The sequence below is a fragment of the Roseovarius halophilus (ex Wu et al. 2025) genome (assembly GCF_047086965.1).
The window spans coordinates 1-16,242 of the sequence record NZ_JBKOTX010000138.1; the positions used below are offsets into that span (position 1 = coordinate 1).

Annotated in this window: 16 protein-coding genes, 1 tRNA gene and 1 pseudogene; 5 read left to right on the forward strand and 13 right to left on the reverse strand. The window is 63.5% G+C overall.

Going from position 1 to position 16,242, the window contains the following annotated elements; translation table 11 throughout:
* On the forward strand, positions 1-628 hold a 628-nt coding region (locus tag ACH107_RS22410), incomplete at its 5' end, for a transposase (protein WP_412507697.1).
* A gap of 495 nt (positions 629-1,123) precedes the next feature.
* Here ACH107_RS22410 and ACH107_RS22415 read toward each other — a convergent pair.
* Positions 1,124-1,213, reverse strand: a tRNA-Ser gene (locus ACH107_RS22415).
* A 281-nt stretch (positions 1,214-1,494) separates the two neighbouring features.
* Between ACH107_RS22415 and ACH107_RS22420 the strand changes: the two genes are divergently transcribed.
* The 4 genes from ACH107_RS22420 (at position 1,495) to ACH107_RS22435 (ending at position 5,952) form a co-directional block, all read left to right on the forward strand.
* Complete coding sequence (locus tag ACH107_RS22420) at positions 1,495-2,010, forward strand: hypothetical protein (RefSeq protein ID WP_412507698.1); 516 nt, start codon at positions 1,495-1,497, stop codon at positions 2,008-2,010.
* A gap of 621 nt (positions 2,011-2,631) precedes the next feature.
* Complete coding sequence (fabI, locus tag ACH107_RS22425; RefSeq protein ID WP_412507712.1) at positions 2,632-3,405, forward strand: enoyl-ACP reductase FabI; 774 nt, start codon at positions 2,632-2,634, stop codon at positions 3,403-3,405.
* Entirely contained in the window at positions 3,395-4,801 is a 1,407-nt protein-coding gene (locus tag ACH107_RS22430; protein ID WP_412507699.1) for a bifunctional enoyl-CoA hydratase/phosphate acetyltransferase, read from the forward strand. Before fabI ends, ACH107_RS22430 begins: the two co-directional genes overlap by 11 nt.
* Entirely contained in the window at positions 4,798-5,952 is a 1,155-nt protein-coding gene (locus ACH107_RS22435; RefSeq protein ID WP_412507700.1) for an acetate/propionate family kinase, read from the forward strand. The genes ACH107_RS22430 and ACH107_RS22435 overlap by 4 nt, the downstream gene beginning before the upstream one ends.
* A gap of 36 nt (positions 5,953-5,988) precedes the next feature.
* Here the strand turns inward: ACH107_RS22435 and ACH107_RS22440 are convergent, their stop codons facing one another.
* From ACH107_RS22440 to ACH107_RS22495, 12 genes and pseudogenes are all read right to left on the reverse strand, one after another.
* The gene (locus tag ACH107_RS22440; RefSeq protein WP_412507701.1) at positions 5,989-6,771 is read right to left on the reverse strand and encodes a phosphodiesterase; all 783 of its coding nucleotides are present in this window, start codon (positions 6,769-6,771) and stop codon (positions 5,989-5,991) included.
* Positions 6,772-6,778: 7 nt separating this feature from the next.
* On the reverse strand, positions 6,779-7,579 hold the full coding sequence (locus ACH107_RS22445) for a carbohydrate ABC transporter permease (protein WP_412507702.1): 801 nt from the start codon (positions 7,577-7,579) through the stop codon (positions 6,779-6,781).
* A complete protein-coding gene (locus ACH107_RS22450) occupies positions 7,576-8,469 on the reverse strand; it encodes a carbohydrate ABC transporter permease (protein WP_412507703.1) in 894 nt (297 codons plus the stop codon). Before ACH107_RS22450 ends, ACH107_RS22445 begins: the two co-directional genes overlap by 4 nt.
* 61 nt (positions 8,470-8,530) lie before the next feature.
* On the reverse strand, positions 8,531-9,793 hold the full coding sequence (locus tag ACH107_RS22455; protein WP_412507704.1) for an ABC transporter substrate-binding protein: 1,263 nt from the start codon (positions 9,791-9,793) through the stop codon (positions 8,531-8,533).
* On the reverse strand, positions 9,790-10,902 hold the full coding sequence (locus ACH107_RS22460) for an ABC transporter ATP-binding protein (protein WP_412507705.1): 1,113 nt from the start codon (positions 10,900-10,902) through the stop codon (positions 9,790-9,792). Before ACH107_RS22460 ends, ACH107_RS22455 begins: the two co-directional genes overlap by 4 nt.
* Positions 10,899-11,660 (reverse strand): DeoR/GlpR family DNA-binding transcription regulator, encoded by a 762-nt coding sequence (locus ACH107_RS22465; RefSeq protein ID WP_412507706.1) that lies wholly within the window; start codon positions 11,658-11,660, stop codon positions 10,899-10,901. Before ACH107_RS22465 ends, ACH107_RS22460 begins: the two co-directional genes overlap by 4 nt.
* Positions 11,657-11,935, reverse strand: a complete 279-nt coding sequence (locus tag ACH107_RS22470) for a hypothetical protein (RefSeq protein WP_412507707.1) — start codon at positions 11,933-11,935, stop codon at positions 11,657-11,659. Before ACH107_RS22470 ends, ACH107_RS22465 begins: the two co-directional genes overlap by 4 nt.
* 163 nt (positions 11,936-12,098) lie before the next feature.
* Entirely contained in the window at positions 12,099-12,644 is a 546-nt protein-coding gene (locus tag ACH107_RS22475) for a transglutaminase-like domain-containing protein (protein WP_412507708.1), read from the reverse strand.
* Positions 12,645-12,839: 195 nt separating this feature from the next.
* On the reverse strand, positions 12,840-13,889 hold the full coding sequence (locus ACH107_RS22480; RefSeq protein WP_412507709.1) for a permease: 1,050 nt from the start codon (positions 13,887-13,889) through the stop codon (positions 12,840-12,842).
* Positions 13,890-13,944: 55 nt separating this feature from the next.
* Positions 13,945-14,262, reverse strand: a complete 318-nt coding sequence (locus ACH107_RS22485; protein WP_412507710.1) for an ArsR/SmtB family transcription factor — start codon at positions 14,260-14,262, stop codon at positions 13,945-13,947.
* Positions 14,263-14,488: 226 nt separating this feature from the next.
* A complete protein-coding gene (locus ACH107_RS22490; RefSeq protein ID WP_412507711.1) occupies positions 14,489-15,283 on the reverse strand; it encodes a heme ABC transporter ATP-binding protein in 795 nt (264 codons plus the stop codon).
* Positions 15,280-16,158, reverse strand: a pseudogene (locus ACH107_RS22495) (FecCD family ABC transporter permease); the annotation flags it as partial. The pseudogene ACH107_RS22495 and the gene ACH107_RS22490, both read right to left, overlap by 4 nt.
* Positions 16,159-16,242: the final 84 nt, after the last annotated feature.

Consider the following 16,242-nt stretch of genomic DNA (forward strand, 5'->3'; position numbering starts at 1 on the left):
GACGCATATCGTAATGAAGGCAGCCAATGAGTTCCGGGATAAAACCACGCGCCCCAACGAGCTGTGGCAGACCGACTTCACCTATCTGAAGGTCCTGGGCTGGGGCTGGTTCTACCTCAGTACCATCCTGGACGATTACAGCCGCTACATCATCTCCTGGAAGCTTTGCACGACGATGAAGGCTGAGGACGTGACCGCCACGCTCGATCTGGCGCTGGAGGCTTCAGGATGTGACTGCGCGACCGTTGTCGCCAAGCCAAGACTTCTTAGCGACAACGGCTCGTCTTACATCGCGGGGGACTTGGCGGATTACCTCGACGACAAGGGCATGGATCATGTCCGCGGCGCACCCTACCACCCACAGACCCAAGGCAAGATCGAGCGGTGGCACCAGACCATGAAGAACCGTGTCCTGCTCGAGCATTACTTCCTGCCCGGTGATCTCAAGCGCCAGATTGACGCCTTCGTCGAATACTACAACAACCAACGCTACCACGAGAGCCTTGGAAACCTGACGCCCGTCGATGTCTACTTCGGCCGCGCTGAGCAAATCCTGAAACAGCGAGAGGAGATCAAACGAAAAACCATGCTCACCCGGCGCTTGCGCCACCAAACTGAAAACGCGTAAACTCAATCAAGGATGAGCCAGAGCCTCCAAACGAAAGCACGCTCTGATGTCCCAAATTATCTGAAGACGCACAATTTTCTCACTTCAATCTCCCTGTCTTTGTTTAGACCCAAGCATAGCCTCACCTGAATTACCCACATACGTTATCATAAACGACGCTTTGCCCTTTGCTTTACACTTTGAACATCTGAGCTTGGCTACAGCACAGTGGACATTCGTCTTACGCCCAAGCCTGTCGATCAAGAGTTGAACTGCCAATAGTGAGTTATGCCCACAAAGGCCACACTGTAGTCCAAGGTGGTTGTTCGAGATGCTGGCGAGTCGGGTCATACTTTGTGATTCTGAGCATTGCTTTGACGTGGCCTCGTTGTCGAAGGCGCTCCCCTGCTAACGGGCATTCAAGGCAAGGGCGTGGGTGGTTGCCGTGGGTGGTTGTCGAAAAAGCCAACCCAGCAAGCCACTGAATTATATAGACTAAATAAAGATCGGATGAAATGGCGGAGACGAAGGGATTCGAACCCTCGAGACGGTTTCCCGCCTACTCCCTTAGCAGGGGAGCGCCTTCGACCACTCGGCCACGTCTCCGCCGACGCGTATATCCGCACAAGCGATGGATTTACAAGGCAAAAATTCAAACACTTGGCGGTCCGTCGCAGCCCCGTCCAAACCCTTGAAATGGCATGGAAAGGAACGACGCGGAACCGGAAGCGGGCAAGATCTGGTCATTTCCCCTTTCGGCAAAAGTGCCTTCGACGGCTCTTGGCCAGCCTCCATCGCCGCTTTTTGCGGCGTGCTGACAGATACGCAGATCGAATTTCCGCGCGGCGGGTCATGCACCGACTTCCTTTCCGAAAGGAGGGTGCATCATGACCACCGACCAAAAAGACCCCGGCTCCGCGACGCTGGAGGAACTCCGCATCTACTGGCGCATGCCCTCGCTTAGGGCGACACGGGAGCTTGCAAATCGCCATGGCGTGCGTCGCATCGGGGAACGCTATCCATGGTATGCCATCTGGGCCGCGGAAGGACTCGCTCCACCCGCACCTCGTCATTGGGCGGAGCTGAAGCTGCCGTATATGACGACACAAGATCTTGCCGGAATCCTGCACGGGGCGCGACGCACCGGTCAGCATGTGGATCAGAAGAAGCCGGATGCAAGCTTTCCTGAACGCCTGCGATTTGGAGACAAGCCGAAACTGTGGCCGCGGGCCAAAGTGAGCTGCTGGGCCGCCGGTCTTTCCGTGCCGACCTACAAGGCGCGGTCTGAAAAAGAGCGGTCGGCAGATCCAACCCTCGAACCGCGCAGGCCCCCGATCGACCGCCATCAAAAGGGTTCGATGCCTCCGGGGAAACACGGCTTGCGGACACGCGTGCCGATTTGATGACATCGCTCCCGAAGAACGGAAAAAAATGGCAGACACCCATCACGCTTCTTGCGGCAGGGCTTTACTGTATTCATGACACGGCGTAACCCCATGGCAGAGGACGCGCATTATGGGATGCAGGGCTACCTTGACCTCGGGCCGCGCGCGACCTGGGACTTGGTTGAAAGCCAGACGGGTGCTAGGAAAGTGCATGCCGCCGGGTATTGCCTTGACGCTACGCTCTTGTCGGGGGCAGCGGCGGTTATGGCGCGTGATGGCGATGACCGGTTGGACAGCATTAAACTGTTTGCCGCGCAGACGGATTTCCGCGTATCGGGTGCACTCAACCTCTTTATCAACGAAAGCCGGGTGTCATTCCTTGAGGACTTGATGCAGGACTTCATGGCGTTGAATGCCGATACCACGCGCGTGCCCGCGCGCGCCATGGACGTCGGTTTTCAAGAGCCGCGCCCTTGGCCACGCCGATGTGACATTTGCCTTGACCAATGGCGGGCAGGATGCCGGTCTCCTTCCCGAACCGGGGCACAAGCACCGCCATTATCGCATCCATACCGTCCGGGATCAGGACAAGGCCGTGGACGATACGCGCGGCACCTACGTGTTTCAGGAGTAACCCGAATGCTGCCACGGAACGACTTTCTCAAGGGCAAGGAGGGTCTTGTCGTCGGTATCGCCAATGCGCATTCCATCGCGGCCGGATGCGGTGCCGCGTTTCATGCGTCGGGTGCAAAATTGTGCCTGACCTACCAGAACGACAAATCGCGCCGATTTGTCCAACCGGTTGCCACCGCGTTCGATGCCGAGCTGTTGCTGCCACTGGACGTGACCGACACGGCCCAGATCGACGCGGTGTTCACCGCGATTGAAAAGACCTGGGGCAAGCTCGACTTTGTTGTGCACTCCATTGCCTTTTGTCCGCGCGATGATTTGCATGGCCGCGTGGTGGACTGCTCTCGGGACGGGTTTGCAACGGCCATGGATGTCTCGGTGCATTCGCTGATCCGCCTTGCCAAGCGCGCCGAGCCGTTGATGACGGATGGCGGAACTGTCCTGACCGTATCCTACCACGGGGCCGAGAAAGTGGTGGATCACTACAATATCATGGGGCCGGTCAAGGCCGCCCTGGAAGCGACGACCCGCTATCTGTCGGTGGAGCTTGGGGACAAGAACATTCGCGTGAACGCCTTGTCGCCCGGGCCGCTGGAAACGCGTGCCGCCTCGGGCATTGATCACTTTGACGCGTTGGTGGATGATGCCCGCAGTCGCGCGCCGCTTCATCGCCTCACCACGATCGAAGAGGTTGGCGCGATGGCAGCGTGCCTGGTGTCCGACTTTGCCAGCTCGGTCAGCGGGAACATCGCCTATATTGACGGAGGACACCATGTCGTCTGAGCAGGAGCCACTTGGCTTTATCGAGAACCGCCCGTTTGACGAGATCAAGGTTGGCGACTCGGCCGAACTGGTGCGCACGCTGACAGCGCAGGACATCGACGCCTTTGCCGTTGTGTCCGGGGATGTGAACCCGGCCCATGTGGATGAGGAGTTTGCCGAAGGCGACATCTTTCACAAGATCATCGCGCACGGAATGTGGGGCGGTGCCCTGATCTCGAACGTCCTGGGCACCCAGTTGCCCGGACCGGGCACGATTTATCTTGAACAGTCGCTGAAGTTCCTCAAACCGGTCGGTGTCGGCGATACGGTTGTCGTGCGCGTGGAAGTGACGGAGCGAGACGCGGAAAAGCACCGCCTGGTGCTGGCCTGTACCTGCACGAACGGTGACGGCAAGCCCGTCATCGAGGGCGTGGCCCGCGTCATTGCACCAGACCGCAAGATACGCAGGCCCCGCATGACAATGCCCGACCTTGTCCTGCACAAACATGGCAAGGCCCATGGCGAACTGCTGGCGCGTGCGCAGGCGCTTGACCCGATGGCAACGGCGGTCGTGCATCCGTGTGACACACCTTCGCTCGAAGGGGCGCTTCAGGCCCGCGATCTTGGTGTGCTTACCCCGGTTCTTGTGGGCCCTGAGGCGCGCATCCGCAGCGTGGCAGAGGAAAGCGATCTCGACATCGCAGGGCTGGAGATCGTCGACACGCCCCACAGCCATGCCGCGGCGGAGGCGGCTGTCGATCTGGTCCGCACCGGCGCGGCGCGCGCCCTGATGAAAGGTGCGCTGCATACCGACGAGGTCATGTCGGCCGTTGTGTCCAAGACCGGCGGCCTGCGCACCGAGCGCCGGATGAGCCATGTCTACGTGATGGATGTACCGACCTATTCCAAGCCGCTGATCATCACCGATGCCGCGATCAACATCGCGCCTGACCTTGAGACCAAGGCCGACATCATCCAGAACGCCATCGACCTGGCCCGCGCCATCGGCATCGACCTGCCCAAGGTGGCGATCCTGTCGGCGGTGGAGACCGTCAACGCGCGCATGCAATCCACGATCGAGGCTGCGGCGCTTTGCAAAATGGCGGATCGCGGACAGATCACGGACGGGCTTCTGGATGGTCCCTTGGCCTTTGACAACGCGATTTCGATGCGGGCTGTTACGACCAAAAGCATCGTGTCGCCCGTCGCGGGACAGGCAGACATTCTGCTCGCGCCCGACCTTGAGGCGGCCAACATGATCGCCAAGCAATTGATGTATCTGGCCGGGGCCGACGCCGCCGGTGTTGTCCTCGGCGCCCGTGTGCCGATTATCCTGACCAGCCGGGCGGATGATGCCAAAACCCGTATCGCGTCCGCCGCGATTGCGGCCCTCTACAACGCGGCCCAACGCCCATGACAGGGGTGTTGACGCTCAACGCCGGGTCGTCCTCTGTCAAATTCGGCCTTTACGACAGCGCGCCAGAGCCGGTGCTGCGCGTGTCCGGGCAGGTGGACGGTATCGGCGCGGCCGCGCAACTCATCCTTCAGGACGGCGACAACACGACAAGCACGCCCTGCGGTGCGGCCACGCATCGCGAAGCTCTTGAGTACGTCATTGACGCCCTTGCGCCATATCTTGAAAACACCACGATCACCGGCGTCGGGCATCGGGTCGTGCATGGCGGCCCGGATTTCGCCGACCCCGTGATCGTCACACCGGAAATCGAGGCCGCGCTGACGGCCCTGATTCCCCTGGCCCCGTTGCACCAGCCTCATAACCTTGCCGGCATCTCGGCAGCGCGCGCCCTTTTTCCCGACGCTGTTCAGGTGGCCTGTTTTGACACCGCGTTCCATCGCGGGCATCCGTGGGTCAACGACACATTCGCGCTGCCGCGCAAGTTCTATGACGACGGCATCCGGCGCTACGGCTTCCACGGGCTCAGCTACGACTACATCACCAGCGTTATCGAAAGCGACGAGCCCGACCTGCATGCCGGCCGGATCATCATCGCGCATCTTGGCAATGGTGCCTCCATGTGTGCCGTGCGGCAGGGCCAAAGCATCGGGTCGACGATGGGCTTCTCGGCACTTGACGGGATGCCGATGGGCACGCGCTGCGGCCAGATTGATCCGGGGGCCGTTCTTCACCTGATCGAAGAAAAGGGCATGACCCCGAAAGAGGTTCTGTCACTGCTTTACAAGCAAAGCGGGCTGTTGGGGCTGTCCGGCATCTCAAGCGACATGCGCAGATTGCTGGCCTCGGATCAGCCCGAAGCGCGGGATGCGATCGACTATTACGTATTCCGGGCGCGCCGCGAGATCGGGGCGCTGTCTGCCGTTCTGGGTGGATTGGACGCGCTCGTGTTCTGCGGCGGTATCGGGGAGAACGCGGACGTCATTCGCAGCCGCATCGTGGACGGTCTTGAATACCTCGGGCTGCGCATGGCCCCGGACCCCGACCCCCGGTCCCGCGATATCGGCAGCGGCCCGAGCCGTATCCTCGTCATCCCGACGAACGAAGAACGCGTCATCGCCCGCGCGACTCGGTCTGCCTGTGCAGCTCTCTGATGACGGACCGCGAGGGAAGGGTCACTACGTTGCCTGTCAACCGAAATCTTCAGGCGAAATCAGCAGGGTTCGGCGTTCGGCCCCGATGTCGTGCAGAACGGCGCCGGAGTGGCCCGGTATGAACGTGATCCCGGCATCCGTGCGAAGATCGAGGCCAACAGCATGTGAGCTGCCCGGGGCAATGGTGACCTGGCGTCCGGCAAACTGCCCCGCGATCACGCGGTGAACATGCCCGCAGGCGATCTGCACCGGGCCGTCGTGGTTACGCAACAGGCTTTCGAGTCGCGGATTGGGTTTGAGGCCGATGGCGTCCATTTCGGATATGCCCGTATCAACGGGCGGGTGATGCATGAAGATCAGCACGGGACGGTGCCTCAGGTCGCGCAGCGCCGCCTCCAGCCAAGTTAGCGTCGCGTCGGTCACTGCGCCATGATCTGCCCCTTCAACCAGTGTATCAAGGCCCAACATGGTGACATCGTCCAGATCCTCGCGCCAGTTGATCGGACCATCATCGGGCATCCATTCGTCCTGCGCCGCAAAGGCGCGCATCGCCTCGCGGCTGTCATGGTTGCCGGGGATCGCGCGCCATGGCAGCGGCGCATCGGCCATGATGGCGCGCAGGTGATCATAGGCGCCCTGGCATCCCGTCTCCGTTAGGTCGCCCGAAATCACCAGCCGCTCCACCGGGCCGATGACGGGCAACAGGCGCGTCAGCCCGGCCAGTATGTGCCGCAGCGCCGCCGCCGTGTCGATGCGGCCGTTGAAAAGCTGCCCCTCGGGCATGATGTGCAGATCGGAGATTTGCAGGATGCGGGTCATGCTGTCCTCATTTCACGCCGGCGGTCAGGAATGCCTGCACGAATTGCCGCTGGAAGATCAGGAAGCTGGCCAAGAGCGGCGCGATTACCATGACCGTGGCCGCCGAGATGACCGAGATATCAACGCCGTTCTCGGGCGCGCCGAACAGCGACAGGCCCACCGTCAGCGGCCGGGTGGAGGGCGAATTGGTCACGATCAGCGGCCAGAGGAAATTGTTCCAGTGCGTCGCCACCGAGACAAGGGCATAGGCCAGATAGGTGGGCCGCGCAGCAGGGACATAGACCCGCCAAAGGACGCCCAACGTGCCGCAGCCCTCGACGCGGGCGGCCTCGTCAAGCTCGCGGGGCACCGATTTGAAGGCCTGCCGCATCAGGAAGATGCCGAAGGCCGAGGCCATGTAGGGCGCGCCGATCCCGAGGATGCTGTCAAGCAGCCCGAGGGAGGCCGCGACCCGATAGTTTTCGACAATGAGCACCTCGGGCAGGATGAAAAGCTGCATCAGCACGAGGAGGAACAGCGCGTCGCGCCCGCGAAATTCCGTCTGGGCAAAGGCGAACCCGGCCAGCGTGCAGAGCAGGAACTGCCCGGCAAGGATCAGCGAGACCAGCATGAAGGTATTGAGGAAATACCGCAGCCACGGCGCCCCGTCCCAGGCGGTGCGGAAATTCTCGAGCGTGAGCGGCGCGGTCAGGCGGAAATTCACCGCGTCGCTGACATCGTGAAACGCCGCCCAGAATGCGAAAAGCAGCGGCGAAATCCAAAGAACGGCCAGCAGGATCGCGGCGGCGGGTTCGATGTAACGGATCATCGGTAATGCACCCGCCGGTCAAGGACGAGGAACTGGAAGGCCGCCAGCGCCCCCATCAGGGCCAGCACCAGCACCGTCATCGCCGCGGCCGACGGCCTGTCGAAATAGGCGAAGGCGTTTTCCCAGATGTAGTAGAGGATCAGCTTGGAGCTGTCCGACGGCCCGCCCTTGGTCAGGATGAACAGGTGGTCGATCAACTTGACCGAGTTGATCATCGCGTTGACGAGGATGAAGAGCGTGGTCGGCATCAGGAGCGGCAGCACGATCCGGCGGGTATAGGTCCAACGGCTGGCGCCTTCGATGTCTGCGGCCTCTTTCAGATCGGGCGGGATGGTTTGCAGCGCCGCAAGGTAGAAGATCATGAAGAACCCCGCCTCCTTCCAGATCGTCACCACGCAAATCGCCCAAAGCGCGGTTTCGGGCTCACCCAGCCAGTTGACCGGCCCGGCCCCGAACAGAGCGCCGATCTGGTTGAGGATGCCGAAACTGGGCGTGTAGAAGAACAACCAAAGGTTTGCCGCCGCGATCATCGGCAGCACGGTCGGGGTGAAGTATGCGGTGCGGATAAAGCCGCGCGCCGGCAGTTTCGAGTTGGCCCAGAGCGCCATGATTAGCGCCAGCGCCATGGAAACCGGGATGGTGACAAGCGCATAGAGAAGGTTGTTGCCCGCGACCTGCCAGAAGGTCGGATCGTCGAACAGGTAGCGGTAATTTTCCAGCCCCGCGAATTCGGCCGGGTTGCGCCGGGTGCCGCGCGACCAGAGCGAGGTCACCATGGTGGCCAGCGACGGGTAAAAGGCAAAGGCCGTCAGCATGATGAGCGCAGGCGAGAGCAACAGCCAGCCGTGCAGGGCGCGGCGGCGGCGTTCCAATGTGAAGGCGTCGGTCATGCGGGTCTCCGTGGCCGGGCCGGTTGAGAGAACCGGCCCGGCACAGGGTCATTGCAGGCGCTTACTTGTAGGCGCGCAGTTGACGTTCGGCGGCGGCCTGCGCCTCGGCCAGCGCGTCCGCCGGGCTCTTGTCGCCGGTCAGCGCCGACTGGATCGCGGCATTCAGGCCATCGCGGACGCGCGCCGTCTCGAAGGTCGAGAATTCGGCAACGGCGTGCTCAAGCTGATCGCGCGCCACGAGGGCAGGCGGGAAATCAGCGGTGTAGGCCTTGAGCGCTTCGGTCTCATAAGCGGCGGGCGAGACACCCATGTAGCCCGTCTCGATGGACCACTTCGCGGCCTGCTCGGGCGCGGTCATGAACTTGATGAGTTCAAGCGCGGCCTGCTTTTCCGCGTCGGTGGAGTCCTTGAAGAGGTAGAAATTGCCGCCGCCGGTGGGTGATCCCAAGCGTTCCTTGCCGGGCAGCATGGCAACACCGAAGTCGAACTCGGCATTGTTCTTGACCGCCGTAAGGTTGCCGGTGGAATGCCACATCATCGCGGTTTCACCCTCAAGGAAGGCTTGCCGCAGCGTGCCCCACTCCACGGTGCCCTCGGGCATGATACCGTGCTCGGTGGATAGCGACTTCCAGTATTCAAGCGCCTCGACCGTATCGGGATCGTCGAAATGGGTGGTCAGCCCGTCATTCGACATCAACTCCTGCCCGTTCTGGATCGCCAGGGCCTGGAACATCCAGTAGGGATAACCGGTCGAGGGGATCATCAGGCCGTGATGGTCGTCGCTTGTCAGGGCTTTGCCCATCTCCGCCAATTCGGCCCACGTTGTCGGCGCGGTTTCCGGGTCAAGCCCGGCCTCGCGGAACATGTCCTTGTTGTAATAGGCCACGATGGTCGACCGCTGGAACGGCACGCCCCATGTCTGGCCCTCGATCTTGCCGTTGGCCATCAGCGCCGGGTAGAAGCTGTTCAGCCATTCCTTCTCCGCCTTGGTCTCGGTCACATCTTCGAAGGGCACGATAAGGTCTTGCTCGATCAGGTCATAGGCGTCGATGGAAAACATCACGGCAAGCTGCGCCGGATCGCCGGATTCGAGTGCGGCAAGCGATTTGATGCGCGTGTCGTCATAGTTGCCAGCGTAGATCGCGTTGACGCTGATATCGGGGTTCTGCGCCTCGAACTCGGCGACGATTCCATCAACCACTTCGGTCAACGCGCCACCGACGGCGATGGGGTAATACATGGTCAGCTCGGTCTCGGCCGCGGCCGGATTGACGAGCGCGGTGGAGGCCGCCAATATGGCGGACACAGCAGTGATATGGGTCATTTCGAAAGGTCCTCTTTGACTGTTCGGGTTAAGGTGGGGGCCCTATGGCCATCCTCTGGCGCGGGATTTTGGCGAATGCGCGCCTTTGGATTCTGCTGCGGCTCCTTTTTCAGGCTTCGGGTGACGGAGTCGAAAAGGAGCCGGTTTTCCGATGGAATGACGACGCCGACCGTCTGGCCGGGCTGGAATTCGGCCGGGCCCGGCAGGATCGCGGCAAGCCCGTCCGCCGCCGGATGCGTGAGCGCCAGCCGGGTTTCGCCGCCGAGGTACTCGAAATCGTCGATCCGTGCATCAAGATCGCCTTGGCCGGCGGGCACAAGCAAAACGGCTTCCGGACGTGCGCCTATGATACATGTGTCGTCGTGGCCAAGCGCGGCCGCGTCGATCAGCGACATCGGCGGGTCGCCGATGAATTGGGCGGCAAAGGTGCTGGCCGGTCGCGCGTAAAGCTCGGATGGCGTGCCGACCTGTTCGATGCGGCCTTCTCGCATCAGCACGACATTGTCCGACAGGCTCATCGCCTCGCCCTGGTCATGGGTCACATAGACGACCGTCAGCGCCAGCTTGCGCGCCAGCGTTCGGATATCCCGGCGCACCGCGTGGCGCAGCTTGGCATCGAGATTCGACAGCGGCTCGTCCATCAGGCAAAGCGGCCGCTCCGCCACCGCCGCCCGTGCGAGCGCGACACGCTGTCTTTGCCCGCCTGAGAGTTCGGAGGGTTTGCGCCGCTCCAGCCCTTCCAGCCCGGTCATGGCAAGCACGTCTGACAGGCGTCTCTCACGCTCCGCGCGGCTGATCCGCCGCACCTTCAGTCCGAAAATCACGTTCTCGGCCACGCTGAGATGCGGGAAAAGCGCGTAGGACTGGAACACCATCGACAGGTTGCGTTGCGCGGCCGGCAGGGCCGTCACGTCACGGCCATCAATCCTGATGCGCCCTGTCTGAGGCTGCTCCAGCCCCGCGATCAGGCGCAGCATCGTGGATTTGCCGCAGCCCGAGGGACCTAGGATCGACAGGAAGGCACCTTGTGCCAGCTCAAGGCTGATATCGCGGACCCCGCCCTGTCCGTTCCATTGCCGCGTGAGGCTTTCAAGTGTCAGAAAGCTCATGTCTCCTCTCCCGCGATGATCAACCGGTCGCCAAGCGACTCCAGCAGGGCGGCGAAAGGCGCATCGGGCTTGGCCTCGGTCACGACAAGGTCGGCCTCGTCAAGATGGCCACCGACCGCCGGGGCGCGGCGCCCGAATTTCGACCTGTCCGCGACGAAAATGGACTGCCGGGCGTTTTCCTGTACCTTGCGGCGGATGCGCACCTCGGGGGCGTGGAAATCCAGCAGGGAGCCGTCGGTGTCGATCCCTGCGGCCCCGTAAATGGCGAAATCCGCGCGGTAGGCCCCGAAAAGCTCCTGTGCCAGCGGCCCCAGAACATCCCGATCCGGCAAGCGCAATTCCCCGCCGGGGATCACGATCCGCGCGCCGGGCGCCTCCGACAGGGCCATCGCCGCGTTCAGGTTGTTTGTGATTACGGTCAGGCCTTCCCGCTCGGCCAGCGCGGCGGCGACCACGGCGGGGGTCGTGCCGATGGAGAAAAACATCGTGGCCCCATCCGGGATCAGCCCCGCGACATGGGCCGCGATCCTCTGCTTGGCTGCCACGTTCAGCGAGGTGCGCGCCGAATAGGGCAGGTTCGAACTGCCTTCGATGAATTCGGCCCCGCCATGCAGGCGCCGCAGTTTTCCCTGCGCGCACAGCGCGTTGATATCGCGGCGGACGGTGTGGGCCGAAACGCGCAGGGCCTCTGCCAGTTCGTCCACCATGACCCGCCCATGGGATTGTGCCGTTTCGAGAATCGCCGACTGTCTGTTCATTCGTCGCCCCCTGTACGCTCGTATGAGCAAAAATTGTGACGGCTGAATGAAATCAATGCTCCTGAAAGCACTTGTTGTCTCTTTTCAGGGGTCAAGCCGCGTGATCGTTCCATGCGGCCATGGGAAAGGACAGATCCGGAAGATAGCGCGCCGCCATCCGAAGCCGTGGTGTATGCTTGCCGGATGGCGAACAGACCACTGCTTCTTGCAAATTGCGAATTCACCGAGCCTTCGGGCTCGCGGGCGCGGCAAAAGTTGGCAATACGGGCTGCCACGACAGCACTCCAAAGGTACCTGGAATGACCGCTTCGAACCGTTCGTACCGTCAGAATTCAAGGCGGAGAGTTGATCTTCGCGCCACGGTTGCCGGTTAGACGACGCTGCCATGGTCAATGCATCGCATCCGTCGACCTTCACGATCCAACCCCATGTGACGGCTCAGGCAGGAGCACTCTCCTTCAACCTGATATCCGGCTCCGCGAATGTGATTACTTGCCCGTCAGCGACGGTACCGGGCTCGATCAGCGCCTTCAATTCCGCGATGCCAAGATCCGGAAAATTCAGACCCATCGGGTGGAAACAGGCGAACCGCCGTCCAGGCTTGGGATCGAGACCCGGACGGATGTCGCGGGTTCCGAGTTTCAGACGATGGGCAATATCCCATTCCGTGGTCGCGCCGTCGATCCGGGTGACACCCCAGCAATGACCATCCTCGCATCTGCCGCCCTTTTCGCCCGGAAAGAAGAAACCGGTGATGTAGCCGACCTCGATCCCGGCGGCGCGGAGAGCGGCGATGAAGTAGGTGTTGATGTCCCCACAGGAGCCTTCCGTGAGGCCGCACTCCAAGGCAGGGATTATGTTGAACCCGTCGGTGGATCGCTTTTCCGGGTGACCGTAGGTGAAGCGACTGGCCACGTGGCCGGCCACAGCCCTGCCGCGCTCGAGGCCAGTATGATCGTCGGCAATCCCGGCGATCTCCGCCACCGGGTCGTCGGCATACCGGCTGAAGCGCGAGGCATGCGGTGTGAAGATCGCGTCCGGAGAGCGGTGCAGGTGCCATGCGGAGTTACCACGCCGCCGGGTATCAGAACCTCGCTTGCATGGTGGGCCAAGCGCGCGGAATAGGTCAGGTTCATGTGCCGGTACCTCTGTGCCGATGGTGCAATGCGTTGCCCCTGGTCATGCCATGTTCCATAGTTGGAACAGTAGCCCGGCCATGAAAGCGCCCGAGAGCGACAGGGCGATGTAGAGTGCGAAGACTTGGAGCCGGGCCAGTGCCCAGACCGCCAGCGCGGCCGGGATCGAGGTGACACCACCGGCCACGAGGAAGGCCATGCCCGCCCCCGGTGCCATCCCTTGCTCCATAAGCCCGCCCACGAGGGGAAGTGCCGCGTATCCATTGAGGTAAGCAGGGACCCCGACGAAAGTGGCCGCTACGACCGGCAGGAGCCCTTCGCCGCCAAGTGTCGATGTTACCGTCTCGGCCGGTATCCAGGCAAGCATCAGGCTCTCGAGGAGAAACGCCAGCGTCAGCCATTTCGCGAGGAAGAGCGTGGTCTTCGCCGCTTCGCGTCCGAATTTCGCGCGCCGCTCGGCCTCCTGCCAAAAACGCCAGACGACCGGCTTGGGTTCGCGGACCTTTGACCCGCCGCACCCGCCGTTTCCTATGCCCTCGCGGAGCGGATCCGAAAGCGCCCCGCTGCGGGCGAGAACGTGCACCACGATTCCGCCAAAGCTGCCGAGGCCGATGGCGGCAACGGTCTTGGCGACCGCGAACTGCATGTCGAGCACACCGGCGGTCAGCACGAACATGGAGGGGTCCATGATCGGCGAGGCGAGCCAGAAGGCCATGACCGCCGAGAGGGGCACACCCATCGCCAGAAGCGCCGCGATGAGCGGGATGACACCGCAGGAACAGAAGGGAGAGAGCCCGCCCGCGAGCGCCCCGAAGACGATCATCAATAACGGCGCGCCGGTGAACGCTTTCGCGATAAGATTGTCCGCGCCCGTCGCGCCCGCCCACGCCGCGATGGCGATGGAGAGCAAGAGATAAGGCGCGGTTTTCAGAAGCGCGGCGCCTGCGAAGACCGCGCTATCGGCCGCCTGCATCGGATCGAAGATGGCGAGGATTGCGAGGATCGCCGCTGAGGCAAGCCAGACCCGCTGGTTAATCCAGAGGCTGCGGAGCACGGCGCGTTGCCCGGCTGTGGGAAGTGTCGTATCAGCCATCACTATATATCCAGTTTTATGGTTTTTTCGAGGTTAGAAAAGAGGGGCGTGCGCGTCATGCGGCATCCTCCGAAGGTGCCAGGGAAACACCGGAACAGCATTCCGCGGTCAGGAAGCTCAGGACTTGGTGCATCGCGGCGAAGTCCACGCGGTTCAGCACTTCGCGGCCCTGTTTCTCCTGCACTACGAGGCCCGCATCGACCAGTGTCGAGAGGTGATGCGCGAGCGTCGATGGTGCAAGACCGAGATGCGCGCCGATCTCGCCAACACGCAATCCTTCCTCTCCGGCTTTTACCAGAAGCCGGAAGATCGAGAGCCGGGCGTCATGGCCGAGGGCGGCCAGCGCCCTTGCAGGACGGCTGTTGATGCTCATGGGAGGAATATATAACTATTAAACTGGTTATGTCGACTCCTTTTTCGGTCTCGGACACCCCCGGCTTTTGGCTGAGGGATCGAGAGGCGTGCCTTGGCAGGCTGCGATGCCCGCGGCTGGCCTGTCTCCGGCCGCGGGCGGACCGGGGGGCCGGCGGACGTCGATCGTGACCGGGCCTGACCGGTGGGCGCCACATACCCCGCATCCGCTGCGCGACCCCGCGGGGCTACAACGCCTGCGCCTTGTCAGAGGCATGCGGCAGGATATAGGGCGTCCCGTCCGCCGGCGGCGTGTTGAGGCGCAGGTCGCAGTCATAGACCCGCGACAGTAGCGGCGAGGTGAGCACTTCGCGCGTGGGGCCCGCCGCCGCGATCCGCCCTGCCTGCATCACCGCGACGCTGTCGGCATACATCGCCGTGAGGTTGAGGTCGTGCATGACCGCGACGACCCCGCCGCCGGCCTGCGCGAACTCGGTCGCAAGCCGCATCACCGCCAGCTGGTGGCCGATATCCAGGCTCGAGACCGGCTCGTCCAGGAACAGCCAGGCGGGGCCGTCAACGGTCACGGGTTCCCAGACCTGCGCCAGCACCCGGGCCAGTTGCACACGCTGCTGCTCGCCGCCCGACAGGTCCTGGTAAAGCCGTTCCGCCATGTGCGCCATGCCGACACGCTCGAGCGCGCGGCGCGGCAGGTGCGGCCTGTCGGCATGCGCCCCGGCCCCGTGGCCGATGCGCACCACCTCGATTACGGTGAAGGGGAAGGCCAGCCGCGAGGCCTGCGGCAGCACCCCCCGCCGCGCTGCCAGCGCCACCGCGTTGGCCGTGCCCACCGTCAGCCCGTCGAGGGCGACCGCGCCGCGGGCTGGGATCTCGCCGGTGAGCGCGCGCAGCAGCGTCGTCTTGCCCGAGCCGTTGGGCCCGACGATGGCGGTCATCCCGCCCGACCGGGCACTGAAATCCACCCCGTGCAGAACGGGCGACCGGCCGAACCGGACCGAGACCTGCCGAGCCCGCAGCGTCACAGTGCCACCTGTCCGTGCCGCCGCAGCAGGATCCACAGGAAGACCGGCGCGCCCAGCACCGCGGTGACGATCCCGATGGGCAGCTCGGCCGGCGCGATGATCACCCGGCTGATCATGTCGGCGCCCAGCAGCAGGCTCGCCCCCAGCAGCGCGCTGTTGACCAGCAGCGGGCCGTGATCGGGCCCGGTGGCCAGCCGCAGCAGGTGCGGCACCACGATCCCGACAAAGCCGATCCCGCCCGACACCGCCACCGCGGCGCCCGTCGCGGCGGCCACGGCGAGGATCGCGGCGTTCTTGACCTGCTGCACGTTGAGCCCGAGGTGTAGCGCGGTCGCCTCGCCCAGCGCCAGGCCATTCAGGCCCCGCCCCAGGAGCGGCGCGCCCCCCGCGGCCAACAGGATGACAGGCGCGGCGGTGGCCACCTTGCCCCATGTCGCGCCGGCCAGCGACCCGAGCCCCCAGAAGGTGAGGTCGCGCAACTGCTGGTCGTCGGCAGCATAGACCAGCAGCCCGGACACCGCGCCCGACAACGCCCCGAGCGCGATGCCGGCCAGCAGCATCGTCGCCACCGAGGTGCGCCCGCCCCGCGTGGCCACCGCGTAGAGCATCAAAACCGAGGCCCAGCCCCCGAGGAACGCCGCCGCGGGGACCATGTAGATGCCCAGCAGGCCCTGCAGAGCCGGCGGCAGCAGCCCGCCCAGCACGATGGCCCCCACAGCGCCCAGCCCCGCGCCGGCACTGACGCCGACGATGCCCGGATCGGCCAGCGGATTGCGGAAAAGGCCCTGCATCACCGCGCCGGAGACGGCCAGCGCCGCGCCCACCAGCGCGCCGAGCACGACCCGCGGCAGGCGCACTTCCCACAGGATGACGCGCGTCACCGGGTCGGAGAAAATGCTCATTGACGCCACCCACGCGGAAGAGACCCGCGTGGTGGTGGTGGACGGAAACAAGGTTGA